The 26,885-nt window shown below is 44.7% G+C and carries 18 protein-coding genes and 1 riboswitch; of the genes, 14 read left to right on the top strand and 4 right to left on the bottom strand.

The window, feature by feature from the left end:
- Window positions 1-6: 6 nt before the first annotated feature.
- Window positions 7-3,813, bottom strand: coding sequence for a DUF4132 domain-containing protein (locus tag PS053_RS05980; protein WP_256879364.1), 3,807 nt, complete (start codon window positions 3,811-3,813; stop codon window positions 7-9).
- A 140-nt stretch (window positions 3,814-3,953) separates the two neighbouring features.
- Window positions 3,954-5,987, bottom strand: coding sequence for a methionine--tRNA ligase (metG, locus tag PS053_RS05975; RefSeq protein WP_059251825.1), 2,034 nt, complete (start codon window positions 5,985-5,987; stop codon window positions 3,954-3,956).
- A 131-nt stretch (window positions 5,988-6,118) separates the two neighbouring features.
- Between metG and apbC the strand changes: the two genes are divergently transcribed.
- From apbC to PS053_RS05945, 6 genes are all read left to right on the top strand, one after another.
- The gene (gene apbC / locus PS053_RS05970; protein WP_001005464.1) at window positions 6,119-7,228 is read left to right on the top strand and encodes an iron-sulfur cluster carrier protein ApbC; all 1,110 of its coding nucleotides are present in this window, start codon (window positions 6,119-6,121) and stop codon (window positions 7,226-7,228) included.
- 260 nt (window positions 7,229-7,488) lie between these two features.
- A complete protein-coding gene (locus tag PS053_RS05965; RefSeq protein WP_001046485.1) occupies window positions 7,489-7,770 on the top strand; it encodes a DUF2574 family protein in 282 nt (93 codons plus the stop codon).
- 291 nt (window positions 7,771-8,061) lie between these two features.
- Window positions 8,062-8,604 (top strand): fimbrial protein, encoded by a 543-nt coding sequence (locus PS053_RS05960; protein ID WP_256879362.1) that lies wholly within the window; start codon window positions 8,062-8,064, stop codon window positions 8,602-8,604.
- Window positions 8,605-8,694: 90 nt separating this feature from the next.
- Window positions 8,695-9,369 (top strand): fimbria/pilus periplasmic chaperone, encoded by a 675-nt coding sequence (locus PS053_RS05955; protein ID WP_025238742.1) that lies wholly within the window; start codon window positions 8,695-8,697, stop codon window positions 9,367-9,369.
- Between the two features lie 15 nt (window positions 9,370-9,384).
- A complete protein-coding gene (locus tag PS053_RS05950) occupies window positions 9,385-11,865 on the top strand; it encodes a fimbrial biogenesis outer membrane usher protein (RefSeq protein WP_256879361.1) in 2,481 nt (826 codons plus the stop codon).
- Window positions 11,866-11,880: 15 nt separating this feature from the next.
- Complete coding sequence (locus PS053_RS05945) at window positions 11,881-12,915, top strand: putative fimbrial-like adhesin protein (protein ID WP_044713838.1); 1,035 nt, start codon at window positions 11,881-11,883, stop codon at window positions 12,913-12,915.
- 81 nt (window positions 12,916-12,996) lie between these two features.
- Here the strand turns inward: PS053_RS05945 and rcnB are convergent, their stop codons facing one another.
- Both rcnB and rcnA read right to left on the bottom strand, forming a co-directional pair.
- Entirely contained in the window at window positions 12,997-13,335 is a 339-nt protein-coding gene (rcnB, locus tag PS053_RS05940; protein WP_024164927.1) for a Ni(II)/Co(II) efflux transporter accessory subunit RcnB, read from the bottom strand.
- Between the two features lie 217 nt (window positions 13,336-13,552).
- The gene (gene rcnA / locus PS053_RS05935) at window positions 13,553-14,368 is read right to left on the bottom strand and encodes a nickel/cobalt efflux protein RcnA (RefSeq protein WP_256879360.1); all 816 of its coding nucleotides are present in this window, start codon (window positions 14,366-14,368) and stop codon (window positions 13,553-13,555) included.
- Window positions 14,369-14,488: 120 nt separating this feature from the next.
- Here rcnA and rcnR point away from each other — a divergent pair, with 120 nt between their 5' ends.
- From rcnR to PS053_RS05895, 8 genes are all read left to right on the top strand, one after another.
- The gene (gene rcnR / locus PS053_RS05930; RefSeq protein WP_000019947.1) at window positions 14,489-14,761 is read left to right on the top strand and encodes a Ni(II)/Co(II)-binding transcriptional repressor RcnR; all 273 of its coding nucleotides are present in this window, start codon (window positions 14,489-14,491) and stop codon (window positions 14,759-14,761) included.
- Window positions 14,762-14,852: 91 nt separating this feature from the next.
- A riboswitch (TPP riboswitch) is annotated at window positions 14,853-14,949 on the top strand.
- A gap of 34 nt (window positions 14,950-14,983) precedes the next feature.
- Complete coding sequence (gene thiM, locus PS053_RS05925; protein ID WP_001165318.1) at window positions 14,984-15,772, top strand: hydroxyethylthiazole kinase; 789 nt, start codon at window positions 14,984-14,986, stop codon at window positions 15,770-15,772.
- Complete coding sequence (gene thiD / locus PS053_RS05920) at window positions 15,769-16,569, top strand: bifunctional hydroxymethylpyrimidine kinase/phosphomethylpyrimidine kinase (RefSeq protein ID WP_137646379.1); 801 nt, start codon at window positions 15,769-15,771, stop codon at window positions 16,567-16,569. The genes thiM and thiD overlap by 4 nt, the downstream gene beginning before the upstream one ends.
- 65 nt (window positions 16,570-16,634) lie before the next feature.
- Complete coding sequence (locus tag PS053_RS05915; RefSeq protein WP_059225380.1) at window positions 16,635-17,450, top strand: glycoside hydrolase family 25 protein; 816 nt, start codon at window positions 16,635-16,637, stop codon at window positions 17,448-17,450.
- Window positions 17,451-17,535: 85 nt separating this feature from the next.
- The gene (locus PS053_RS05910; protein ID WP_256879359.1) at window positions 17,536-20,109 is read left to right on the top strand and encodes a DUF6493 family protein; all 2,574 of its coding nucleotides are present in this window, start codon (window positions 17,536-17,538) and stop codon (window positions 20,107-20,109) included.
- On the top strand, window positions 20,106-22,784 hold the full coding sequence (locus PS053_RS05905; RefSeq protein ID WP_256879358.1) for a DUF6493 family protein: 2,679 nt from the start codon (window positions 20,106-20,108) through the stop codon (window positions 22,782-22,784). The genes PS053_RS05910 and PS053_RS05905 overlap by 4 nt, the downstream gene beginning before the upstream one ends.
- A gap of 46 nt (window positions 22,785-22,830) precedes the next feature.
- Window positions 22,831-25,515, top strand: coding sequence for a DUF6493 family protein (locus tag PS053_RS05900; protein ID WP_273774805.1), 2,685 nt, complete (start codon window positions 22,831-22,833; stop codon window positions 25,513-25,515).
- Window positions 25,516-26,859, top strand: a complete 1,344-nt coding sequence (locus tag PS053_RS05895) for an SWIM zinc finger family protein (RefSeq protein ID WP_059227991.1) — start codon at window positions 25,516-25,518, stop codon at window positions 26,857-26,859.
- Window positions 26,860-26,885 lie beyond the last annotated feature (26 nt).

Here is a 26,885-nt window from a genome sequence, read left to right as displayed (position 1 = left end):
ATCCTTTTAATCAAACAGTGATTCAATGTCGTTAATCAGCTCGCTGGCGGTGATGTCGTCGAGCACGGAGAAAGTGAGTGAAGGTTGTTTATCGTAGCGATCGTCAAGTGAAATGATTTTTACGCCTTCAACAGGCAGCAAATCGCTATACCCCGTTTCACCATAAATCAATGAGAAAGGTTCAGTTTCAAGTTCGATATCGCCATAAGGGGTTGATTTACGCATCGCATAAACGCTGCCGCTTTCTTCAAGACGTTGCCAGCCTCTGTGTTCCAGCCCGACAATGCGCCCGGCCTGGCATTGCTTTGCGTTCCAACGCGTCAATTCATGGGTGTTTCTCTCATTGTCAGTAAGGTGGTAACTACCACGATCGAGCTGTTGGAAGGGGGGAAGCAGTTCGTAATCTATGTAAATTTGCCTGAATGCAGCGGCGGATTCAGGGGGGATTTCCAGTACATGCGGAATACCGATGTTTCCTGTTGGCAGCGTGAATAGTTCATCCTGCGCGTCGCTGAAAGAGCTGTCTTCTGCCACCCGGAAGCAGCCAGCCAGCGTGTTTTCGTCGGTATATATTCCCCATAACAGTCTTCGGGTTAAGTGACGTACCAGCGGGTGTTCTACCAGAAACAGGCGAAACTGTTCATTAGTCCAACGTCTGCGCTGGCACATGGCCTGTTCCAGTCGGGCGATTTGCTGGGTGGCAATGGCGCGCACATCTTTCTTCAATTGTTTAAAGAGGTTAACGGCGTCAGTTGCCAGCGTTTTATCATCGCTCAGGTTTGGTTTGGGCAAATCTTTCAGGACTTTGCCGTTTTCGTCGCGCACGATGGGTTTTAAGGTTTCGTCAAAACCAACGGTAAATTTACGCGGGCCGAAATCAAGAGTCAGCGAACCGCTGTCATTAAGCCCTAAATCGGGGGCCAGTCGGTCTTCCAGTTCAGCCATCGTTAGCCCGCGATTTTCTGCAACTGTGTTGATTTTGTCGCCGGCATGTTCCTGTAATGCTTTGAATTTAATTTTTTGCGCGATGCCATTCAGTAACATCAGTGCAATATCGCTACCGATACTGGCTAGCACGTCCAGCCCGGCAACGGCCCGTTTATGCTGTGATTCGCCAGGCCAGGCGCGGATAAGCGGGGTTAATTTACGCGCGGTGTCGTCATTGCCTAAAATCCCCAGTGAGGTAAATGCCCAGTTTTCTTTTGCGGGGGCTCCTGCTTCCTCCCAGGCGGTATACAGATCCCAGCCAAATTCAGCCAGTGATTCGCGGGTGAAGGTCTCTTTTATAATATCCAGGCCAGCGTAGAGCGTTATGTCACGTGGAAAGCCTAACATTGTGCCGAGGTGGCGCATCGCGTCATCTGGCAGAGGCAGGTTGTTACTTTTAAGCCGTGGTCTGCGCCATAAGGTGAACTGATAAAAACCGGGGAGTGGGGCGATTTTAGACGGGTATTCTGCCAGCGGATCGCTATCGAATAATGTTGCCAGTGCGGATAACACATCTGGTTGATTATATTCCCGGGCGATTTCCTCTATTGTCGTCCGCAGGTTTAAATTCACTAACAGACGGAGCGCCTGGCGGGCGCAATCACGATTTTTACCTGGTTTGCCTAACGCTACAGGCAGTAGCCCGGCGGCGGTATGGCGTGGGTAGTCAGTCAGCCAGTTTTGGGCATCTTCAAAAGACATTTTTTTCTGCAACCGTTGCGCCATTGGTAAGGCCAGTTCACTGATACCAAGGAAAAAGGTGAAAAACCACAGTCGTTGTGGTTCACGTTGCAGGCAGGTCATAAATGCAGGAATGGCGGCGTTGCCAAAAATTGCCAGAATATATTTCTCACCGGTGTAGTTATCTTTATTGATTATCTGGTTGAGAAAAGAAATAGCTTGTTGACCAGGCAGGTAACAGAGTGCAATTAGATTCCAGCTTTTGTAGGTATTGTCATGGAATTGCGTAAATTCAGCATTCAGTGCAGGAAAGTCAAAGCGTAACAGGGCATCTACAGCGCGTTGGGGAGCCGGGACTTTTTCGTATGTTTTTTCTCCGCTCTCCCGCCATTTTTCGAAACCGAGATACCATAAAATTTGCTGTTCTGGCGTAAGTGGTACTAAACAAACTTCCCAACTGGCTTTTTCCATCGGCGGCAGGTCGCTAAACAATGTCTGCTCTGATGCCTGCTGTTGAGCTATTTGCTGGAAACGGGTGACAAGGTAAGTGCGGGTCATTGTTTTTGTTATCTCCGGGGTGATATCGGAAATAGCCGCTACAGGAATTACAGGTAAATCAAATATTGGTATTGCAGTCTTTTTCTTATTGAGTATCCACGGAGGAGCGACGAGTAGTTGCGGCAACATATTCGCGGTTGCATATTCACATTCTTCTGTCACTGTTTGCGGACGGCATTCAGCTAAGATAGCCGCTGCTTTGACGTTAACCCACGGAATAACATTATTTACTAATTCTGGTGTGACGATAATCAATTTAACCAGCGCCCTACGCCACTCTGCGTTTTCATGAGTTGCCAGTAATATAGCGTAAGCCGCAATAGCCGCAGCGGGATGTTTTTGACAGGATTTGCTTAAGTATTCCAGATGCTTTTTCTTGCCATTTATACCGAGGATTAGAATTTGAATTGCGTTCGGGTGATTCGTTTTCCAGAGCCATTTGACTAGATGTTCGGTCTCGCTGATGCGACCCAAAAGATATGTGGGATTGTCAGGATGGTCTTCCGTTAACTCAAGAAGTATCCGGCTTATACCGCACACTCCATGATTTGCCAGCAACGTTGCCAGATAAGCGCGAAAATCACGGTGTAATGGCGGAAAGTTATATTTTTCCAGTGCCGCCAGGGCAGCGTTATCCGTTACCACCAGTCTTAACCAGGTCATCGCCGGGATGTTTTCATCTGCGTAACGTAGCGCCATGGTATTCGCGACATCCGAGCGTTCAGGAATAAGCAGTACCGCAAAAGGTTGCCGCGCCGGGGACAATGTGGGAATGGCAGCGAGCACTTTATCTACGCAGTGCTGCCACTCTTCTTGTGGTGCGAGTGAGAGATGGTGGCATAAACGCTGATGCCAGTCCGGTAGCGATTCTGCTTCCCGATTGGGAGGTATTTCTGTCGTGACGGTCGCTTTCACGGTTTTAAATTTAAGGTGAAGAGCGAGGAGGGCGATTTCAATGGTGGTTTCCAGTCCACAGCGAATGACTAAGTCATCGACCAGTTCATCCGCAGAGTAAGAGTTCCAGAAACTCCAGAGCAATGCAGCATCAGATTGCACGCTTCCTGTCTGTTGATTACCCAGAATTCGCCTTTGTAACTCGGCAAACGCCGGCTGCCAGTTTTCAGGATAAGAATTGTAATTATTGTTGGGGGTATACGCTTTAGTGTTATTGGCAATACGCTTCCATATTTCGCCCTCTTTGCGCAGATAATTAATTTCTCTTGGTCTGCGGCGATGAGGAAAAGCAAATTGATTAATATCGTCAGTGACTGGAATGACCGCATCATCCGCCAGCCAGGGGCGTTTGTTTTTATTTACAACAGACGTTTTGACTTCAGAAGGGAGACTTTCTTTTATGAGTGGCGTGAGAGTCACATGTGCCGAATCATCATCCACATATCCCTTCTTCACTTTCTCTGCAATCAGCTTCAGTTCCGCTTTTTCCGCTGCCGCAGCATCTGCAAAGCTTTTTACCTGGCTTTGCCCGTTGGTACCGACTTTACCCCAACTAATATGCAATTCGTTGCCTTGCTGCTTCACCGCCCAGAATTTATGTGATTTTTCGTCCTGGTAAATAAAACGCTTCATTTGCACTCCCTGTGTTTTTATCCAGTTTTCAGGGGATGCTAGCAGCTAATGACGTAAATAAAGAGCGCAGAAAATGCAGGAAAACAACTTTAGGAATTTATAAAGAAAAGGCGCTGTCGATGCAGCGCCTTGAAGGGAGATTATTTTACCTGATGGCCTGGTTTAGCTCCGGCATCCGGGCTTAGCAGGAAGATATCTTTCCCGCCTGGGCCAGCAGCCATCACCATGCCTTCGGAGATACCAAAGCGCATCTTACGCGGTGCCAGGTTAGCCACCATAATGGTGTGGCGACCAATCAGTGCCTGTGGATCCGGGTAAGCGGAACGAATGCCGGAGAAGACATTACGTTTTTCGCCGCCGAGATCCAGCGTCAGACGCAGAAGTTTGTCAGAACCTTCAACAAACTCCGCGTTTTCAATCAGCGCCACACGCAGGTCAACTTTGGCGAAGTCGTCAAAGGTGATGGTTTCCTGAATCGGATCGTCTGCCAGCGGGCCAGTTACCGGTGCGGCAGCGGCTTTGACTTCTTCTTTAGACGCTTCCACCAGTGCTTCAACCTGCTTCATATCGATGCGGTTATACAGCGCTTTGAACGGATTCACTTTGTGGCCCAGCAGCGGTTGCTGGATACCATCCCAGGTCAGTTCCGTATTGAGGAATGCTTCCGCGCGCTCAGTCAGGTTTGGCAGCACCGGCTTCAGATAAGTCATCAGTACGCGGAACAGGTTAATGCCCATTGAGCAAATCGCCTGCAGGTCGGCATCGCGGCCTTCCTGTTTCGCCACAATCCACGGAGCCTGCTCGTCGACATAGCGGTTAGCCAGGTCGGCCAGCGCCATGATTTCACGGATCGCTTTACCAAATTCGCGGCTTTCCCACGCTTCGCCAATCACTTCGGCAGCATCAGTGAAGGTTTTGTACAGTTGTGGGTCAGCCAGTTCGCCTGCCAGCACGCCATCAAAACGCTTGTTGATAAAACCAGCACAGCGTGACGCCAGGTTCACCACTTTGTTAACGATATCGGCATTCACGCGCTGAACGAAATCTTCCAGATTCAGGTCGATATCATCGATACGCGAAGAGAGTTTCGCGGTGTAGTAGTAGCGCAAGCTGTCAGCGTCAAAGTGATTCAGCCAGGTGCTGGCTTTAATAAAGGTGCCGCGAGACTTGGACATCTTCGCGCCGTTCACCGTCACATAGCCGTGAACAAACAAGTTGGTCGGTTTGCGGAAGTTGCTGCCTTCCAGCATGGCAGGCCAGAACAGGCTGTGGAAGTAAACGATATCTTTGCCGATGAAGTGATACAGCTCGGCGGTGGAATCTTTCTTCCAGTATTCATCGAAACTGGTGGTATCGCCGCGCTTGTCGCACAGATTCTTGAAGGAACCCATATAGCCAATCGGCGCGTCCAGCCAGACGTAGAAATATTTGCCCGGCGCGTTCGGAATTTCAAAACCGAAGTAAGGCGCGTCGCGGGAAATGTCCCACTGCTGCAGGCCGGATTCAAACCACTCCTGCATTTTGTTTGCCACCTGCTCCTGCAATGCGCCGCTGCGGGTCCATGCCTGCAACATTTCGCTGAAAGAGGGCAGATCAAAGAAGAAGTGTTCGGAATCACGCATTACCGGTGTAGCGCCAGAAACCACTGATTTCGGCTCGATCAGTTCCGTCGGGCTGTAAGTCGCGCCACAGACTTCACAGTTATCGCCGTATTGATCCGGTGCTTTACATTTTGGACAGGTGCCTTTCACAAAACGATCCGGCAGAAACATGCCTTTTTCCGGGTCGTACAACTGAGAGATGGTGCGGTTTTTAATAAAACCATTCTCTTTCAGGCGAGTATAAATAAGCTCCGACAACTGGCGGTTCTCTTCGCTGTGCGTTGAGTGATAGTTGTCATAGCTGATATTAAAGCCTGCAAAATCAGTCTGATGTTCCTGACTCATTTCGCCAATCATCTGCTCCGGGGTGATACCGAGTTGCTGCGCTTTCAACATGATCGGCGTACCGTGGGCATCGTCGGCACAGATGAAGTTGACCTCGTGGCCGCGCATTCGCTGGTAACGGACCCAGACATCAGCCTGGATGTGCTCCAGCATATGGCCGAGGTGGATTGAGCCGTTGGCGTACGGTAGTGCGCACGTTACCAGAATTTTCTTCGCGACTTGAGTCATAGTAGGCATTACTTCTTTGTAGTGAAAAGGGGTTAGATAGTACCAAATGGGAAAATGTTAAGTAAGTACTTATCCATTTTCTTCAGGTAAACTATCTGTTGATGGTTTATCTATATAAAAAAGGAGTCGGGATGAACGAACAATCCCAGGCCAAATCACCAGAAGCCCTGAGCGCAATGGTCGCCGGGATACTGGCCAATTTTCAGCACCCAACCCTGAAGCATAACCTCACCACGCTGAAAGCGTTGCATCATGTCGCCTGGATGGACGACACACTGCATGTGGAACTGGTTATGCCATTTGTCTGGCATAGCGCGTTTGAAGAGTTAAAAGAGCAATGTAGCCCTGACTTACTGCGCATTACTGGAGCGAAAGCTATCGACTGGAAACTGTCGCATAACATCGCCACCCTGAAGCGGGTGAAAAACCAGCCTGGTATTAATGGCGTGAAGAACATTATTGCGGTCAGTTCCGGTAAAGGCGGTGTAGGTAAATCCTCCACGGCGGTAAATCTGGCGCTGGCGTTGGCGGCGGAAGGGGCGAAAGTCGGCATTCTGGACGCAGACATCTATGGTCCGTCGATCCCAACTATGCTGGGCGCAGAAAATCAGCGACCAACCTCGCCAGATGGCACCCACATGGCGCCGATTATGTCGCACGGTCTGGCAACCAATTCAATTGGTTATCTGGTGACTGACGACAACGCGATGGTGTGGCGTGGTCCGATGGCCAGCAAGGCGCTGATGCAAATGTTACAAGAAACGTTGTGGCCGGATTTGGACTATCTGGTGCTCGATATGCCGCCAGGCACCGGCGACATTCAATTAACGCTGGCGCAAAACATTCCAGTAACTGGTGCAGTGGTGGTAACTACGCCGCAGGACATCGCGCTGATTGATGCGAAAAAAGGCATTGTGATGTTCGAGAAGGTCGAAGTCCCGGTGCTCGGTATTGTTGAGAACATGAGCGTGCATATTTGCAGTCACTGCGGTCATCACGAACCCATTTTTGGTACTGGCGGCGCAGAGAAACTTGCGGAGAAATACCATACGCAACTGCTGGGGCAAATGCCGTTACATATCAGTTTGCGTGAAGATCTCGATAAAGGCACGCCGACGGTTATCAGCCGCCCGGAAAGCGAGTTTACCGCTATCTACCGTCAGTTGGCTGACCGTGTGGCAGCACAGCTTTACTGGCAAGGGGAAGTCATTCCTGGCGAGATCTCCTTCCGTGCGGTCTGACGCGTACTGACCTTGCGGGTCGTTCTTGATTCACCGCAGCGATGCTAAATTGATGCGGTGAATCTATTTTGCAGTTTTAATAACCACTTATTTAGTGCTGCGAATATTCTGCGGACTTTCGTCCGAAACTGCGCAAAGTCGATTGATCGCGCAGGCTATGCCTCTTTATTATCCTTCGTGGCTGTGTAGCGGATGTACAGCTATAGTTTGTTATGCACTCAATCTACCCGGCATAACCTTTGCTACAGGGATAACGTTCAATGAATAAGTATTGGCTGTCAGGAATTATTTTTCTCGCCTATGGATTAGCATTACCCGCGTTCTCTTCTGACACCGCAACTTTAACCATTAATGGCAGAATTAGCCCTCCAACGTGCAGTATGGATATTGTTAATAACCATCCTCAGCAACGTTGCGGTCAGGCATCACAAAACGTCGATACTCGCTATCGCGTTTCCTCTCCAGCGAAAGGCGTTACGACAGAACTGGTTAAAGCGGGAAACGATAACACGCGGCAAATCGTGTTAAATCGCTACGATTGATTTTGCAACACTGCTGTAACCGTATTTAGCAAGCCGGATTCATTTTCATGAATGATTCCGGTTTTTTTATTTATTCTACAAATGTTATTTACAACAATTTACGGTAATTGATAAGTTTCAAAAATGTTTCTATCAATGAATCATATGCTGCATTTATATTGCACAGGTTAAATTGTCATAGGTCAATAAAACAATGCATTTACATTGCGGCAACTTTTTTGATGTGAGAAATTTGTTTCCAAGAGATACAGACTCTTAACAAAACAAAATAAACTTATTAAGGAACATATTATGAAACGTTCAATTATTGCTGTCGCGATCTTGTCCTCTGTATTTATGAGTGTTGGTGCATTTGCTGCCGAAGTCGATACTGGGACTTTAACCATTAAAGGTAATATAACCGAGTCCCCGTGTACATTTGTAGCTGGCGGCGATTCAGTCAGTATTAATATGCCGACTGTACCAACTACTGTATTTGATGGAAAAGCGAAATACTCAACTTATGATGATGCAGTCGGTGTTACCAGCAGTATGTTGAAAATTACATGTCCGAAAAATATTGATGGTGTAAAACTTTCGTTGATCACCAACGATAAAATTATCGGTAATGATAAGGCAATATCCAGTAGTAATGACACCGTAGGATACTATCTCTATCTGGGTGATAGCAATGACGTACTGGATATTTCTGCACCATTTAATATTGAAAGTTATAAAACTACCGACGGGCAATATGCCATACCGTTTAAAGCTAAATATCTGAAACTGACCGACAGCAGTGTTGCATCTGGTACTGTTAACTCTTCACTGGTTATGCGTGTTGCTCAGGATTAAATCTTTACAATAACTATCATGCGTTTTTCTCCAGAAATAAAATTGACCGCCATATTCCTGGCGGTCAATATGAATACAAGAGGCATTAAGATGAAAGGATTATTACCTTTACTCATCTCTTCTATGATTCTTCCTGCACATGCTGGAATTGTTATCTACGGGACGCGTATTATTTATCCGGCAGAAAATAAAGAAGTCATGGTACAGTTGATGAATCAGGGAAATCGTTCTTCGTTGGTGCAGGCGTGGATTGATGATGGTGACACTTCTTTACCACCTGAAAAAATTCAGGTTCCTTTTATGTTAACACCGCCAGTGGCGAAAGTCGGGGCTAACTCCGGGCAGCAAATAAAAATTAGAATTATGCCTAATAGATTACCCACGAATAAGGAAAGTATTTTTTATCTGAACATCCTGGATATTCCGCCTAACAGTCCAGAAGATGAAGGGAAAAATGCATTAAAATTTGCCATGCAAAACAGAATCAAATTGTTTTATCGACCAGTTGGTGTTGCTTCGGTAAATAAGGAAACTTTTAAAAAATTACGGGTGAATAATAGCAGCAATGGTTTGGTTATAAAAAATGGCTCAGCAAACTGGGTAACAATTTCTGATGTAAAAGCTAACAGCGTCAAAGTGAATTATGAAACAATTATGATTGCACCACAGGAAAGTCAGAGAGTCGATGTAAAAAATCATAATGCGAATAGTTGGCAACTGACCATTATTGATGATCACGGCAACTATATCAGCGAAAAACTTTAACTTCAGGATCTGCTTATGTTGAGAATGACCCCACTTGCATCAGCAATAGTCGTGTTATTACTCGGCATTGAAGCGCATGCAACTGAAGAAACTTTTGATACTCATTTTATGATGGGTAATATGAAAGGCGAGCAGGCAACAATATTACGTCTGGATGATAATCAACCTTTACCCGGCCAGTACGATATCGATATTTATGTTAATAAACAATGGCGCGGAAAGTATGAAATTATCGTGAAAGACAATCAGGATGAAACGTGTTTATCGCGTGAAATAGTAAAACGATTAGGCATAAATACCGACAATTTTGCCAATGACCAGGAGTGTTTAACATTTAAACAACTTGTTCAGGGCGGGAGCTATGCCTGGGACATCGGTATTTTTCGTTTGGATCTTACCGTCCCGCAAGCCTGGGTCGATGAACTGGAAAGTGGTTATGTTCCACCAGAAAATTGGGAACGGGGAATTAATGCTTTTTATACATCTTATTACGTAAGTCAGTATTACAGCGATTATAAAGCCTCAGGCAATAGTAAGAGCACCTATGTTCGTTTCAACAGTGGGTTAAATTTAGTGGGGTGGCAACTGCATTCTGATGCCAGTTTTAGCAAAACAGATAACAATCCTGGGGAGTGGAAAAGTAACACGCTGTATCTGGAACGTGGATTTGCTCAAATTCTCGGTACTCTGCGCATTGGTGATATGTATACGTCAGCCGATATCTTTGATTCTGTTCGCTTTCGCGGGGTACGACTGTTTCGTGATATGCAGATGTTGCCTAACTCTAAGCAAAATTTTACTCCCCGCGTGCAGGGAATCGCCCAGAGTAACGCGCTGGTAACAATTGAACAGAATGGTTTTGTTGTTTATCAGAAAGAAGTTCCACCGGGTCCATTTTCGATTACTGATTTGCAATTGGCGGGAGGCGGTGCGGATCTTGATGTCAGTGTCAAGGAAGCCGATGGTTCTGTAACGACTTATCTGGTGCCTTATGCGGCAGTACCTAATATGTTGCAACCTGGCGTATCGAAATATGATTTTGCGGTGGGCCGTAGCCATATTGAAGGAGCGAGCAAGCAAAGTGATTTTGTCCAGGTGGGTTATCAGTATGGTTTTAATAATTTATTGACGCTGTATGGTGGCACGATGGTTGCCAATAATTATTATGCGTTTACCCTGGGAACTGGCTGGAACACGCGCATTGGTGCCATTTCAGTTGACGCTACTAAATCGCACAGTAAGCAAGATAATGGTGATGTGTTTGATGGACAAAGTTATCAGATTGCGTATAACAAATTTTTGAGTCAAACGTCGACACGTTTTGGCCTGGCAGCCTGGCGTTATTCATCGCGTGATTACCGAACATTTAACGATTATGTCTGGGCAAATAATAAAGATAGCTACCGCCGGGATAAAAACGATGTCTATGATATTGCCGATTATTACCAGAATGATTTTGGTCGTAAAAATAGCTTATCCGCTAATATGAGTCAGTCATTACCAGAAAACTGGGGAACTGTGTCATTAAGTACTTTATGGCGGGATTACTGGGGGCGCAGCGGCAGTAGTAAAGATTATCAGTTGAGTTACTCCAATAACTGGCGGCGAATAAGCTATACCCTTGCAGCAAACCAGACATATGACGAGGATCATCGGGAAGAAAAGCGCTTTAATATCTTTATATCGATCCCCTTTGACTGGGGCAATGAGGTTACGACAACAGGGCGACAAATATATATATCTAACTCAACAACTTTTAATGATCAGGGATTAGCCTCGAACAATGCCGGATTATCGGGGACCGTTGGGAGCCGCGATCAATTTAATTATGGTGTAAACCTGAGCCATCAACGTCAGGAGAATGAAACGACAGCAGGGGCGAATTTAACCTGGAACGCGCCGGTCGCGACAGTGAATGGCAGTTATAGTCAGTCGAATACCTATCAGCAGGCAGGTGCCAGCATTTCAGGGGGCGTGGTCGCCTGGTCTGGTGGTATTAATTTGGCAAACCGTCTTTCGGAAACTTTTGCTGTGATGCATGCGCCAGGAATTAAAGACGCTTATGTTAATGGTCAAAAATATCGTACAACGAATCGTAATGGTGTGGTGGTTTATGACGGTATGACGTCTTATCGGGAAAATCATTTAGTGCTGGATGTGTCCCAAAACGATAGCGAAACTGAATTACGCGGTAACCGTAAAATTGCCGCACCTTATCGTGGCGCGATCGTTTTGGTTGGCTTTGATACCGATCAGCGTAAACCCTGGTATATAAAAGCGTTGAGAGCTGATGGGCAACCGTTAACATTCGGCTATGAAGTGAATGATAATCACGGACATAATATTGGCGTCGTCGGTCAGGGAAGTCAGCTGTTTATTCGCACCAATGAAGTCCCTCCATCGGTTAATGTGGCAATTGATAAGCAACAAGGGCTTTCATGCACAATCACCTTCGGTAAAGAGATTGATGAAAGTAGAAATTATATTTGCCAGTAATAGTCAGGTGATTCTATGAAAATTCATATAGTGCTATTGATATTCACAATGATGGTTATCCCTGGGAGCTATGCGGCATGTTATGGAGAGTTATCAGCGCAGCATAATCTGGTTGTTCAGGGAGATTTTGCTCTTACTCAAACGCAAACAGCGACATATGAACATAACTTTAATGATTCATCATGCGTGAGTACGAATACTATCACTCCGATGAGCCCGTCGGATATTGTTGTTGGGCTGTATAATGATACCGTTAAATTAAATTTACATTTTGAATGGACCAATAAAAACAACATTACATTGTCAAATAACCAGACCAGTTTCACCAGTGGTTATTCAGTAACGGTAACATCCGCGGCCAGTAACGCGAAGGTGAATATTTCCGCAGGCGGTGGTGGTTCAGTGATGATCAATGGTGTTGCGACATTATCCAGCGCTTCATCAACAACGCGTGGAAGTGCTGCAATGCAATTTTTACTGTGTTTGTTGGGCGGAAAGTCGTGGGATACATGTGTGAATAGCTATAGAAATGCATTGGCGCAAAATGCAGGTGTCTATTCATTTAACCTGGCATTGTCATACAACCCGATAACAACGACGTGTAAACCCGATGATTTATTAATTACTTTAAAGAGTATTCCTGTTTCACAATTGCCTGCAGCGGGTAATAAAACAACGCTTAACAGCAATACTGGAGATATTATTCTGCGATGTAAAAATTTATTAGGTCAACAGAATCAAACATCAAGAAAAATGCAAGTATATCTATCAAGCTCTGAGCTGTTGCCCGGCAGTAATACGATCCTGAAAGGCTCAGATGATAATGGTGTCGGATTTATCCTGGAAAGTAATGGTTCACCTGTGACTCTTTTAAATATCAGTGATAGCAGCAAAGGATACACTAATTTAAAAGAAATTGCGGCGAAGTCGAAAATTACGGATGCTACGATCTCAATTCCGGTGACTGCCAGTTACTATGTCTATGATAAAAATAAAGTTAAATCAGGTGCAATTGAGGCTACCGCCCTGATCAACGTGAAATACGACTAATAACAAGTAAGACGGGCAAGTGGCTAATAATAAAAAATAATAAGGTGTCTGCATTTCCCCCCTCTCTCCGAGGGGGTTTTTTTAGCGGTGATAAAAAATCTCACCGTCGTAGGCTTTAATGATTTTTCCGTCGCTATCGTTGATCAGCACATATGCACCGCCCATATAGGTCCAGTGCGTTCCCACATCGGGCGCAGGCAGGTTACGCAACTGCCACTGCTTAATGTTGTACTCATCGGTGCGGTACATCTCTGGTACAGTATCGCCGGGTTTGAAATGCTTGAAGTCAGCAATGAAACTGCTTAACTCATACTTTGAAATTCCCGAGGTATTAGTCGAACCCGCGGTGGCTGGTGCGGCCCAGGCTGCGCTGGTGACCAGCAAAAGCGCTCCCAGCAACATCTTATTTCTTATGGTCATATACTCTCCACTTTGGGGATCAGTAAAATCAGCTGAATATCTTTCCCGCCATACAATATAACTGACAAGCGATATTTTGTTAGTGATCCCGTGATTTCGTAAAAAGTGTAAATGAAAGGATGCCGTAAAAGCATCCTCATTGCGCGGGAAGTAAGCGGAAATAGCTGATTTAAGAATCATCCTGGGTCACAGCAGTACCGAGGCCCTGAGAATTGTTTTATCTCATAATACCGATGAAACCATGCACGCCCATATACAACCCAACTAAACCAATCAACAAGCTGGAAAAGTAGGGGGCTCTTTTAGCAAGAGTGTTAAATCCATTCCAGCGTTTAGCGACCTGTTGAACACTGATTGCCGCGCCAACGCCCACTGTGACCAGCGTTAATGCCAGGCCGATACTAAAACTGACGACCAGAGTTGCCCCCAGCGTCAGGGCTTTTAGTTGAATACAAATCAGCAGAACGGTAATCGCCGCAGGGCAGGGAATCAGTCCGCCCGTTAAGCCAAACAACAGTATTTGCCAGTTAGTCACCTCTCTGCCATCAAAGCGCCGTTTAATGTCATTGGCATGTGCTCGCGCGTGGGCATCCTGATATTCGCCATGCTCGTGATGGTGATGATGTTCGTGGTCGTGGTGATGTTCGTGATCGTGATGATGCTCATGATCATGCATATTCTCAAGCCAGTTTCGCTCGCCGCGCCAGGTACGCCAGAACATCCAGAAAGCGGTACCAAGAATGATCGCCGCGGAAATTAATTGCAGCCATGGTTCAGCCGATTGCGCAGTAAAGCGTTTGCTGATCGTCATTCCGCCAAAGGCTATCAGCCAAACCACCGCGGTGTGCGAAATGGTCGCTGCCAGTCCAAGCATCACTGCCTGTTTAATGGTGCCTTTAATAGCGATGATAAATGCTGCCATCATCGTTTTTGAGTGCCCCGGTTCCAGGCCATGAAGCGCACCGAGTAAGATGGCGCTGGGGATGAAGAACCAGGCGTTTCCTTGCTGAAGAAGTGTTGTAAAGTTGGTCATGATAATAATTCTTAATATTAAATTGGCGTAGAGATTCTACTCCCCCCCAGTACATAATACTACCCCCCAGTAGATTAATAGTGCTATGATTTTTCTCTATCTTGTTAAGAAGGTCTGCTCATGTCTCATACCATCCGGGATAAACAAAAACTGAAAGCGCGCGCCAGTAAGATTCAGGGGCAGGTCGTTGCGCTCAAGAAAATGCTCGACGAACCGCATGAGTGCGCCGCCGTCCTGCAACAAATCGCCGCCATTCGTGGCGCGGTAAATGGTTTGATGCGGGAAGTGATTAAAGGTCATCTGACAGAACACATTGTGCATCAGAGCGATGAACTAAAGCGGGAAGAAGATCTGGACGTTGTTCTGAAGGTGCTGGATTCTTATATCAAATAATGTCACAACGCTGTTGTAAGACTGGCGGTTTTCCTCGTTTACAACATGTGCGCTGGACATTACCATCCTCTACTGCGATTTATTATCGTAACCAAACGACTCGGGGTGCCCTTCTGCGTGAAGGCTGAGAAATACCCGTATCACCTGATCTGGATAATGCCAGCGTAGGGAAGTCACGGACCGCCAGGTCATTGCTTCTTCACGTTATGGCAGGAGCAAACTATGCAAATCGACCTGCTAAGTCCGACGCAATCTGCGCACGCTTTACACCTGTTTCAACAACATTCCCCCCTTGTACACTGCATGACCAATGATGTGGTGCAAACCTTCACCGCCAATACATTGCTGGCGTTGGGCGCATCGCCAGCCATGGTGATTGAAACGGAAGAGGCCAGTCAATTTGCGTCCATTGCCAATGCCTTGTTGATTAACGTCGGCACGTTGACACAGCCACGTGCGAAAGCGATGCGTGCCGCCGTCGAACAGGCGCATATCGCACAAACACCCTGGACGCTTGATCCCGTTGCGGTTGGCGCGCTCGACTATCGCCGCCGTTTTTGTCGTGAACTTTTATCGTTAAAACCTGCTGCAATACGAGGAAATGCGTCGGAAATCATTGCATTAGCGGGAGCTTCACGAGGTGGACGCGGTGTGGATACTACTGACGCCGCAGCAGACGCGTTGCCTGCCGCACAATCCCTGGCGCAAGAATCTGGTGCAGTAGTCGCGGTCACAGGCGAGGTGGATTATGTTACTGATGGCTGCCGTACTGTTGGCATTCACGGTGGCAGTCCGCTAATGACCAAAGTGGTCGGAACTGGTTGCGCATTATCGGCAGTGGTCGCTGCCAGTTGTGCATTACCGGGCGATACACTGGAAAACGTCGCATCTGCCTGTCACTGGATGAAACAAGCCGGAGAACGCGCTGTTGCCAGAAGTGAAGGGCCGGGCAGTTTTATTGCTCATTTTCTTGATGCGCTCTGGCAGCTGACACCGGAGGTGAAGGCATGAAACGGATTAACGCTCTGACGATTGCAGGCACCGACCCGAGCGGCGGCGCGGGAGTTCAGGCCGATCTAAAAACCTTCTCCGCGCTTGGTGCATACGGTTGTTCGGTGATGACCGCGCTGGTGGCGCAAAATACCCGCGGCGTACAGTCGGTGTATCGTATAGAACCTGATTTTGTTGCCGCCCAACTCGATTCCGTGCTCAGCGATGTTCGTATTGATACCACTAAAATCGGCATGCTGGCTGAAGCTGATATTGTTGAAGCCGTGGCGGAACGGCTGCAACGTTATCAGATCGAAAACGTAGTACTGGATACTGTCATGCTGGCAAAAAGCGGCGATCCGCTACTTTCACCTTCGGCGGTTGCCACTCTTCGCAGTCGATTATTGCCGCAAGTTTCATTGATAACTCCAAACCTGCCGGAAGCAGCGGCCTTGCTTGATGCTCCACACGCTCGTAATGAACAGGAAATGCTGGAGCAGGGGCGCGCCTTATTGGCGATGGGGTGCGGTGCGGTGCTGATGAAAGGTGGGCATCTGGATGATGAACAAAGCCCGGACTGGCTGTTTACCCGCGACGGCGAACAACGTTTTACCGCGCCGCGCATTATGACTAAAAACACGCATGGCACAGGTTGTACGCTCTCGGCGGCGTTGACGGCGCTACGTCCGCGGCATAAAAACTGGGCCGATACTGTTCAGGAAGCCAAAAGCTGGCTGTCAGCGGCGTTAGCTCAGGCCGACACGCTGGAAGTCGGTCATGGGATTGGTCCGGTTCACCACTTCCACGCCTGGTGGTGACCGCCGTACTATAGCTGCTTTGGTTATTGTCAGCCTTTTTGCGCTGAAATTCAGGGATGAAACCAATGCAGCTAAAAATCGTCAGTCGCAAAAAATTCACCGTCTTGTTATGCGCTCTGGGGCTAATTTCCATCGTTGCGATTTATCCCCGCCAGACGGTGAATTTTTTCTATTCCACGGCAGTTCAGATTAAAGACTACATTCACTTTTATGGTTATCGTCCGGTCAAATCTTTTGCTATTCGCATTCCTGCCAGTTACACCATTCATGGCATAGATGTTTCACGCTGGCAGGAGCGGATAGACTGGCAGCGTGTGGCAAAAATGCGCGACAACGGTATCCGCCTACAGTTTGCTTTTATTAAAGCGACGGAAGGCGAGAAACTGGTCGATCCGTATTTCTCACGTAACTGGCTGCAAAGTCGTAAAAATGGTCTGCTACGTGGGGCATATCACTATTTTTCCCCATCGGTAGCGGCTCCAGTTCAGGCGCGATTATTTCTGCAAACGGTAGATTTTAGTCCTGGCGATTTTCCCGCTGTGTTGGATGTAGAAGAACGAGGAAAATTATCAGCAAAAGAATTACGCAAACGGGTAATTCAGTGGTTAAAGATGGTTGAAAAAAACACTGGCAAAAAACCGATTATCTATTCCGGGTCTGTGTTTTATCAGGAAAATCTGGCGGGATATTTTAATGAGTATCCCTGGTGGATTGCTCACTATTATCAACGTCGTCCAGACAGTGGATCACGATTGTGGCGTTTCTGGCAGCATTCGGATCGCGGTCAGGTGGATGGTATCAATGGCGCGGTGGATTTTAACGTGTTTAATGGCTCGGCGGAGGAATTACAGGCTTTCGTGGAAGGTACTCTTAAGCAGTAAATCACAAAAATCAGAATTTCGGGGGCTGATATAACAGGTGATCAACCCGGTATCATGGGGAAAACTTCATGGAAGAGACTAGCCAATGATACCTGTCGAACTGATTCGCCAAAAAGATTATCCAGCCATTGTTGACTGGGCACTGGCATTAAAAGAAAAAGACCGTCTGGCTGTACTTAAGGCTCTACAAGAAACTGATTATCATCCACTGTTCTCTGGGGAAGATGCGCACGATGCGTTCTCGTTGAGTAAAGTGGTATGCGCACGTAACTATACAGAGCAAAAATTATTCCCTATCCACTGGCCCAAAAATCAAACCAAACTTCATGAATTGCTGGGTAGTAGCAATAGCTCAGTACACCATGCACTCCTCACTTATTTTAGCCATACTGTTCCTGATTATCTCGATAGTATAATTAAAGATTTATTGCTTGCTACATATACTTATCCAGATTTCCGTCTTATATGGAGTTTTTATCAACATGGGTGGATAAAATTCAATGAGGAATCATTTGTCAATATATTATTTTATGCCGGTAGGTATATGCATAATCCCAGAGATGATATCGCCTGGTTGCGTGAAAACCCACAGGTAATAGAAAAGTTAATAATACCGTTCCCTCAATATGAGGTTCCAGTACTGTTGCGTAGTCACTTTTATCAGGCGGATAACTCACCTTACGGTGGGATCTTGACCGAATTTTGGGATGAAATGTTTAAGCAACTTATGGCTGAAAACCTTCTACCTCGCCAGTTAATTAAGGAGTTATTAGCTTCATTAACAAATAATTTTAAGAAAGCCCGTCTTGACTGGCATATTCGTCTGGTAAACATGTTTAACCCACAAGAAGATGAATGGATTGATAATCAGCAGTTATTATTTTCAGGGCTGAATGCCAGCAATAATTCAGTCGTCAATTTTGTCATTCAGACAATTCAAACATTATACACTCACCCTGAGTTCGACCATTCATCATTTATGCAGTGTTTTCCGGTAATTAGCGGACGAGAAAAATGCGATAAATCATTATTAATAGCACTGGATATTGCCGAGACATTGGCAGAACGCTATCCCCAATATCGTACAACACTGGCGCAAAACGTGTCAGGAACCCTAATTCAGCGCACCGAAAAATTACAACTACGCACGGCTGAATTAATGTTGAAATACCAGCCAGCACAGGACATTGCCGCGCTAACTGAGCCATGGTTGGGAGGCTTAAAGCACAGTGTACTGGCACTGTTACAATGTGATTCACCGCTGGATGAAAGTCATGTTATTCCAATGCTACAACATGAGCAGGTTATTGTTCCTGAAAACTGGGATGCGTTGTTGTTTCAAACTGGAAAAATGTTGGAAAATAAAGAAGCCCTGGATATTGAACTTTTTTATGCCGGGATTATTGCTCTGCAAAATGAACTTCCTGCTGGTTATAAAAAACAATTACAACCGTACTATAAAAAATTACATAAAAAGTATCTCGGATCATCAATACTCTATAGTCTGAGAGATTTTTTTCAGCAGTGGTTAAACGATGAATATGCATCAACGCCGGAGCGACATGAACGCCGCCTCCCGCATTTACAAAACCAAAACCAGCTGGTGCTTTCGCGGCTGCGTGATAACTGCCACTTAACTTTACTGGCAACGCCAAGCCACACGCCGTTCTATGTTTCGCCGCGAATCCTGGTGGAGCGATTGTTGGCCCACGAACGCGAGAATTATCCGGTTGATGTTGATGATTTAATTATCGCCTGTAATCGTATTTTGCCAGGCGAGGTAACAGCAGAAGTGAAGCAACAGGCATTTATGTTAACCGGGAAATACGCCCAGGCGGTGCAATATTTGTTGCGGATTACTGATGATATATCGGCAACAAATGACGAGTTTTTACCACTCTGGACACAGATTACACGCACCCGAAATACAAACGGGGTATTTCCACAATATGAATCTATCGCCAAAGAGCAGGCGAGTTGGCCGGGTATAGCCCAACCATTCACCTGTACGTATCGCATATTAATTGATAAGAATGAATATAAAACCTGGTATAAACTGGCATTAAATAACCGTGTGCCTTATTACTGGGAGAGAAAGAGTCTTCACCCTTATCCTGGTCATTATTATTATATGAGTCTCTGTCGTGATGAGTGTTGTCACTGGAAGGACGTATTGTATTATTTATCTTTGGTGCCAAATTATCCAGATTCTTGGTTAAATTTCTTTATTCCAGCTACGGCATCGGGAAACGAAGTTGATGGCTTTGAAGAATGTTTATATCCTCTACAATATTTGCTTGAAAACCAACTTCGTGTTCATCACGCAGGCTGGGTCTATATTGCAGTTTGTTTACTTTTTGAGAAAAAGATTAGCCGCGATTTGGCAGCTGAATATATACAATTGGCTATCCAGCATAACTTTGTAGACAGTCACTATCTGTCTGAATGTATTGCTTACTTACTCATGTATAAGTATGCGCCGGTTAATAGATTTATTGAATATCTTGATAACCACAATGGTGATCCAGCAATACGAAGATTCCAAAAGCAAATTCTGGAGAATTGCATCACACTGGCTGGTGAAAAAGATCTGCCTACTAATTATAAAAAATTAATGGCTTATCTAAATGAATTTATTATACAAGGATGTGAAAGATGAACGATATTAAAGAACAATACAGTAATATTATTGAGTATGGAAATTCTGAACAGTTAATAGTTCTATTAAAAGGATTGAGTGAAAAGTCTCGAAAAGATTTAGCTCCACTAATCAAGAAGGATATAAAAAGATTAACCGGTTACAAGGAAATATCACGGGGTAGATGGAGGATTATTGGTAGTGAAATTCAGTTCAGAATGTTAGGTGTTGCAATATTATGTTGTTACAATAAAAAAGATTGTAATAACATAAAATCTATTGTGTTTAGAAATAACCATTATTTGGATGCAGCACTGGAACTATTTTCTCCTGATTGGTTTACAGATTATATCAATATTTTTGCGGATAAAGATGGTTGTCCTTTTAATTATGAACAAATTAGTGACTGGGTTGCTGCTGGTTATCTAACTAATGTATCGCCAATGCTTATCGCGAAAAGCATTATACATAGTATAACTCTACAAAAGCACTCTTTCACTTTAGATGTTCATCTGTGGGAAATATTTAATTACCCTTGTAATATATCATGGACTGACCGCTGGGATCGTGCACAAGAGAAACCAGATGACGCCGATGAACAAAAATGGATATATTATTTTAAAAAATTCTCTAAAGACAAAAGGATAGACAGAATGCGGGTTTTGAAAGAAAGCCTCCTTGCTGTCAATCGCGGTTTCAATAAAGATCAAACTAACTGGTATATGGCGTTATTCACGGCGCTGGAGCCTACTGAAAATGAATGTTTACATTTACAAAGAGAACTATTTTCAGTATTCCATTGTCCACATAATAAACCAATTGCCACAATATTAAATATTATTAAAAGCCTTATATTAAATCCTGGATTTGATAACGATGAATTTATTAATCATCTACCACTCCTTTTTTCTTCAATAATCAAAGGTACAGTAAATAGCACTTTAATATTGGCAGATAAACTGGCAAGTCAATACCCTGATAAACGAACGATTATTTGCTATCATCTCTCAGGTGTATTCATCAATAAAAACCCTGGCCTTCAGGATAAAACTGCAAAAATTATTGCTAAATATGGTGATCCGGCAGATGCTGAATTAAGTGTATTGTTAGATAGCTATACCAATAGTTTGCTAACTGGCGCTCGAGAAGTATTAACAGACTTTCTTGATGCCAAACCTATGGTTGCTGATGACGCGCTACAATTGCACTCGGTTATGCCGCTGATTCGTAATGACAATCGTATCCTGGAAATTAAAACCTGGGATGATTTTGTTTTCCTCGCGGGTAGAGCATGTCTTAACCTGGAATCGTACCATTTTGACCTGTTTCCCGCAGCGTTGTTACGTTTTGCTCCTCAGATTAATAAAGATAATATTAGTCAACTTGAGCCTGCTTTTGGACTGGCGGTAAAAACATTGCAATCTGGTTCTGTATCAGTTGGCGCATTTGATAAAATACTTGCAACATTTATTCTTGAGTTTGCTGGCGATTTACTAAGAGAATTGCCAAATAAAAATATAAGCACAAAATATAATCAATATCTTGCCATCATTAATAATGAGAATAAGAATTTAAAACTTAACTGGGGTTTTCATGAATGGCAGAAGTCCACTAAAGCAAAATTTCAGCCATGGATTGATATATTAATTAATGTGCTGCATTCGTTACAAAAAACAGAACCGCTGCCACTTCTTTCAACTCCGACACATTTACCGTGTTTCATTGATCCATATACTCTTGTACAAAGGCTAAAAAAATATCAAGCGGCAACTCAAGTTCCTGATAATTTCGATTTTCAGCTTGCTATTCAGCGTTGTGTGACTCCAGAAAATGAAATTAACTTAGCGGGACTTAGCCAAAATGATACTGCACTATTAAACTATTTCTTCTATGATGATGTGAAGTCACTTAAATGTGTTGAAAATGATGATTTAGCATTGTCAGCCATTATTACACGTAATGCCAGTCACTATGATTTAGCGTCATTCGAATACGGTTTGATTTTGCTAAATAAAAACAATTTACCCGCAAAGATCATCTCTAATGATTTTCCATGGTGCCTTGAGACAAAAATACAGACAGCACCTTATTTAAAGGAGGAGTTTTCTTACAAGCAATTGAGTGTTGATATTCCTCGTAACTGGCTGCAAGAAAATACCAGCCTTTTTTATGCTTTTAGTTTTATGAAAGCATCGGCTGATTTGGCAACAGATAAACATCGATTGTTGTTTTCTTTTCCTGTCGCTCACGATCTCTTTTTAGTACAGTTTATCGCATACCACTTTAAAACAGAATATAACGAGTCTCGTGATATTATTCACTTGTTGCAAGCGATGCTGGAACTGCCTTTGCCATTAACCCCGATGGGCCATCTACTTACCGCTTTTTGTATGCTTCACGCTGACAAAACGGTCCGTGCTCTTGCTGGTGAATTATGGATTGATAAACTGCGTTATCCACAAGGTGTGAATTCTACCCATATCGGCGACATCCTGGGGCGTCTGGAAAAAGAAAACTGGGCACCACTCAAACGTTTTACCGATCTCGCTATGCAGTCGCTTATCAATATCAGTTCTCGCCATAATCAGTCATTACTGGAGATGGTCACTGCAATGGATAGCCATTTGAGTGCAGTCAAGATTACTAATTATAAAAAGCTGGCTGAGCTACGGCAGGAACTTGAAGCAGCATTGTAAAAACTAATTTAGCACGTATAAAAATAGATATTCAGGGAGAAGAATAATGGATACAACCCAAGAGCAATACAGCAAAATTATTGAATCAGGGAATTCAGCGCAGTTATTAGCATTTCTGAAGTCGCTGGATGATAAGCAGCGAAAAAATTTAGTGCCGCTTATAAAGAAAGACGTGAAACGATTAGGCGAGTATCAATGGCATGAAGTAAGTATCGGCGGTCTTCGTGGTGGAACTTACCAGCAAGATGGTACAAAAAATCAGTTAGAGATGCTTAGCCTGGCGATCATCGGTTGCTATGTACGAAAAGACTGTAAAAATATTGAACGTAACTTGCTGAGTTCTAATGAGGCAGTTAAACAGACACTCAAATGGCACTGCCCGGAATGGCTTACTGATTATATTAATGGTGATATTAAAGGTGGACATTTTTCAATAGATTATGCCACTCTCTGCGACTGGATTGCCGAAGGATATGTTGGCAATATTACACCGCAGGTTATTGTTAGTAAAATCACCTCTGCATCAAATCTTGAAAAATATCGCTTTTCTTTAGATGAGCATATCTGGATGGTGTTTAATTATCCATGCGGTGTTGCATGGTCAGATCAGTGGTATCCAAAGGAAAGTAAACCTGAGGATGCCGGAGAACGGAAATGGATATATTTCTTCAAAAAATATATCACGGAAAAACGTATCAACAGAATAAGAGTATTACAAGAGAGTTTGCTCGCGGTTAATCGTAATTTTAATCGTGAACAAACATGCTGGTACGCCACGCTATTTACTTTACTGCAACCGACGATAGATGAGTGCTTACAACTACAGGAAGAGTTATTTTCAACGTTTTGTTGTCCACAGAGCAAACCTGTCGCGACGGCATTACAGGCAATCAAAAAGATCGTCGATCACAGAGATTTTCGTTATAATGAGTTTATCACTTATCTTCCGCAGCTATTTTCTGCTACCACTAAAAGCATTGTCGATAGTGCATTAGTAATTGCTGATAAATTAGCTAAACAACAATCAGAAAAAAGACCAGAAATATGTCAACATCTTACTGCTGTATTTCTAAGTAAAGATATTAGCCTGCAAAATAAAGCCGCTAAGTTAATAGCTAAATATGGTAACCCCATGGAACCCGGATTTAGCTTGCTATTAAACAGTTATGCAGACAATATGCTTACTGGTGCTCGGGAATTGTTGACTGGCTTTCCTGGTATTCAGCCAATATTGAACAATGAATATGATGAACTATCCGCACTTTTACCACTGATTCGTGAAGATAACCGTATTGCAGAAATTGAGACCTGGGATGATTTTGTCTTCCTGGCAGGGCAGGCATTTTATAACGTCGAGTCGTATTACTTTGACCTGTTACCAGCTGCATTGTTACGTTTTGCTCCTGAAATTAATGAAGAGAATGTGAACCAACTGGAACCTGCATTTATGCAGGCGCTGGAGACATCTGAACATATTTCTTTTTTTGACGGGATGTTGGGCTTTTTCTTTATGGAATATGCGGCAGAACTTATCTCACGTTTTCCACTACAGACAGCAAAAATTAAAATAGTATATGAAAATTTTCAGGAGTTAAAAAATACAACTGACGAATGGAAAAAGATAGACTGGGGGTTTCATTCCTATGATAAGGAAGACAAAAAAAGAAGTCGCTCATGGATTGCGTTTTTCAAAAATATTCTGTTGCTATTAAAAAATAACGTTAATCTGCCTTTGCTTTCAACACCCACGCATCTGCCTTGCTTTATTGACCCGGCGGTGTTTGTCCTGCGCCTTTTGCAATACCAAAATGCGGGTGTAGAACCTTGCAGTCAGGATATGCAACTTGCGATTCAACGGTGTGTATTTATTGGCAGTCAACCTGATATTTCACAACTTAACACCGAATATGCTGCATTAGTGCGATATTTGTTTTCCGGCGCGCAAGACGCATTAGCACAAGTCGCGCATGAAGAATGGAAACTGGCGGCCATTATTACCCGCAGTGCGGTGAATCCTGATACAACGTCTTTTGATGTCGGGTATACATTGCTGGAAAAACACGCGTTACCGATGGAATTATTAAGTAATATTTTCCCCTGGTTTATCAAGGGAGATAAAAAAAACTCCCCAGTAAGAACATTCAATTTTGACGTTACAACGGCTGTTCAAAATCTGGAGATGACTTTGTTCTATGCTGGCAGTTTCATGCCTTGCTCTAAATACAGTTACTTTGGCGGAGAGTATAAGCGGCGAACGCTGTATGCTTTCCCCTGGCAGGGTGATGCCACACTCATGCGTTATATAGAAATGAATTTTCATGATCCAAACATTTCATCAACGAAATCGAATCTGGAAATCCTCCAGGCACTTTACGATCTCCCTTTGCCACTTTCTCCCATGGGCCACTTGCTTACCGGGCTTTGTATGCTTCATGCCGACAAAACGGTCCGTGCTCTTGCTGGCGAATTATGGATTGATAAACTGCGTTATCCACAAGGCGTGAATTCTACCCATATCGGCGACATCCTGGGGCGTCTGGAAAAAGAAAACTGGGCACCACTCAAACGTTTTACCGATCTCGCTATGCAGTCGCTTATCAATATCAGTTCTCGCCATAATCAGTCATTACTGGAGATGGTCACTGCAATGGATAGCCATTTGAATACAGTAAAAATCACCAATTACAAAAAGCTCAATGAGCTGCAACTCGAACTCACAAGGAAGTTATAAATGGAAGATACGCTCACTTATTGTTACAACATCCCATCCGTTTTGCATAAAACGAACGGCCAGGATGAATTACGTCTGGCAAAATATAGCGAGATCCAAAAGGCATCCGATGCGCCCTGTTTCTTTGTCGGTCAGGTCAGGCAACCTTTTTTGATGGCGCGTTGTTTAATTGCGTTGTCTAACGTGGTGAAGTCGAGCTTTAACCTTTCGCCCGCGCAACTAGCGCTACTGAAAGATCCCATTGTCAGTGCAGGATATGAACGGGTGCGGTTTGAAGGGTTTTCCCATTGCGCCGGGGTTTATGCGCGGCTCGATATTTTGCCCGATGGCTTAAATGGCGAGTTTTTACAAAGCGGTACGACTAATGTTGATTTCAACCAACCGATGCTGTCGGCGCTGGCGGGAGTGCGCAATAGCGAAGCGGTTACGCTTTCGGTAGGGCAAAAATCGGTTGGCCTACATCTTGAGAGTCAGCAGGTTATTGAACGCAAAGTGCCACTTCCAGTGAAATGGATCAAAGGTCTTAGTAGCGTGCAGGTATACCTTGCACAGTCGGTAAAAGGTCATCAGTTTAATAAAGTTCAGGCACAGCAACTGTTTCGCTCATTACCCAAAGGGCAGGTGAAAACTGATTACTATTTGCAGGTGCGTGGTACGACACCACAATTTTCGCCAGTAAAATCAGTCAATGCAGTGTGTATCGGCGGTCTGCATCGCCTGCGCTTACTGGAACCCTTGTTACCTTTTGTTGACTGCTTGCAGGTCTTCGCACAACCAGATATGCAATCCACCACCTGGCAACTCTGGTTTGGCGATCTGCGTTTCACGCTTTCTTTATCACGCGATTGCTGGCGTGGATTTTCTGGTGAAGGGGCGACGCTGGATGCGCTAAATGAGGGTATTGACGAAAGCTGGCTGACTGTTTTTGATGAGCAGGCACAGGCCAACCAGGCCATTAGCCCGACATTTTTCACTTCCGGTGGCAGTCAGTGGCTGGGAAAAACCGACACATTAGCCGCGCAACTGGCAGCAATGGGATTACTGGGTTACGACCTTACCGATAATGCTTATTTTTATCGCCAGTTGCCGTTCAAACTCTCCCGCATAATGAGTCTGAACCCGCGCCTGAAAGGGGCTGATAAATTGCTGCAAGAGAATAAAGTTGAGATTATTAGTCAGCAACCAGCCAGAATCGAGGCGCGGGTCGAGGGAAGTGGTGTTCGACATACGGTCATTCTCGACGGCAACGGTGAACGCTGTACCTGTGAATGGTTCAGTAAATATCAGGGCGAAAGAGGACCGTGCAAGCATGTGCTGGCGGTGAAGAAACTGCTAAGACAATAGGCGCGTGATATACTTCCGCCAGACCC

Origin of the sequence: Escherichia albertii (assembly GCF_028622335.1) — a bacterium.
In the GTDB taxonomy this organism is placed as follows: domain Bacteria; phylum Pseudomonadota; class Gammaproteobacteria; order Enterobacterales; family Enterobacteriaceae; genus Escherichia; species Escherichia albertii.
This window is presented reverse-complemented; position numbering and strand designations above follow the sequence as displayed.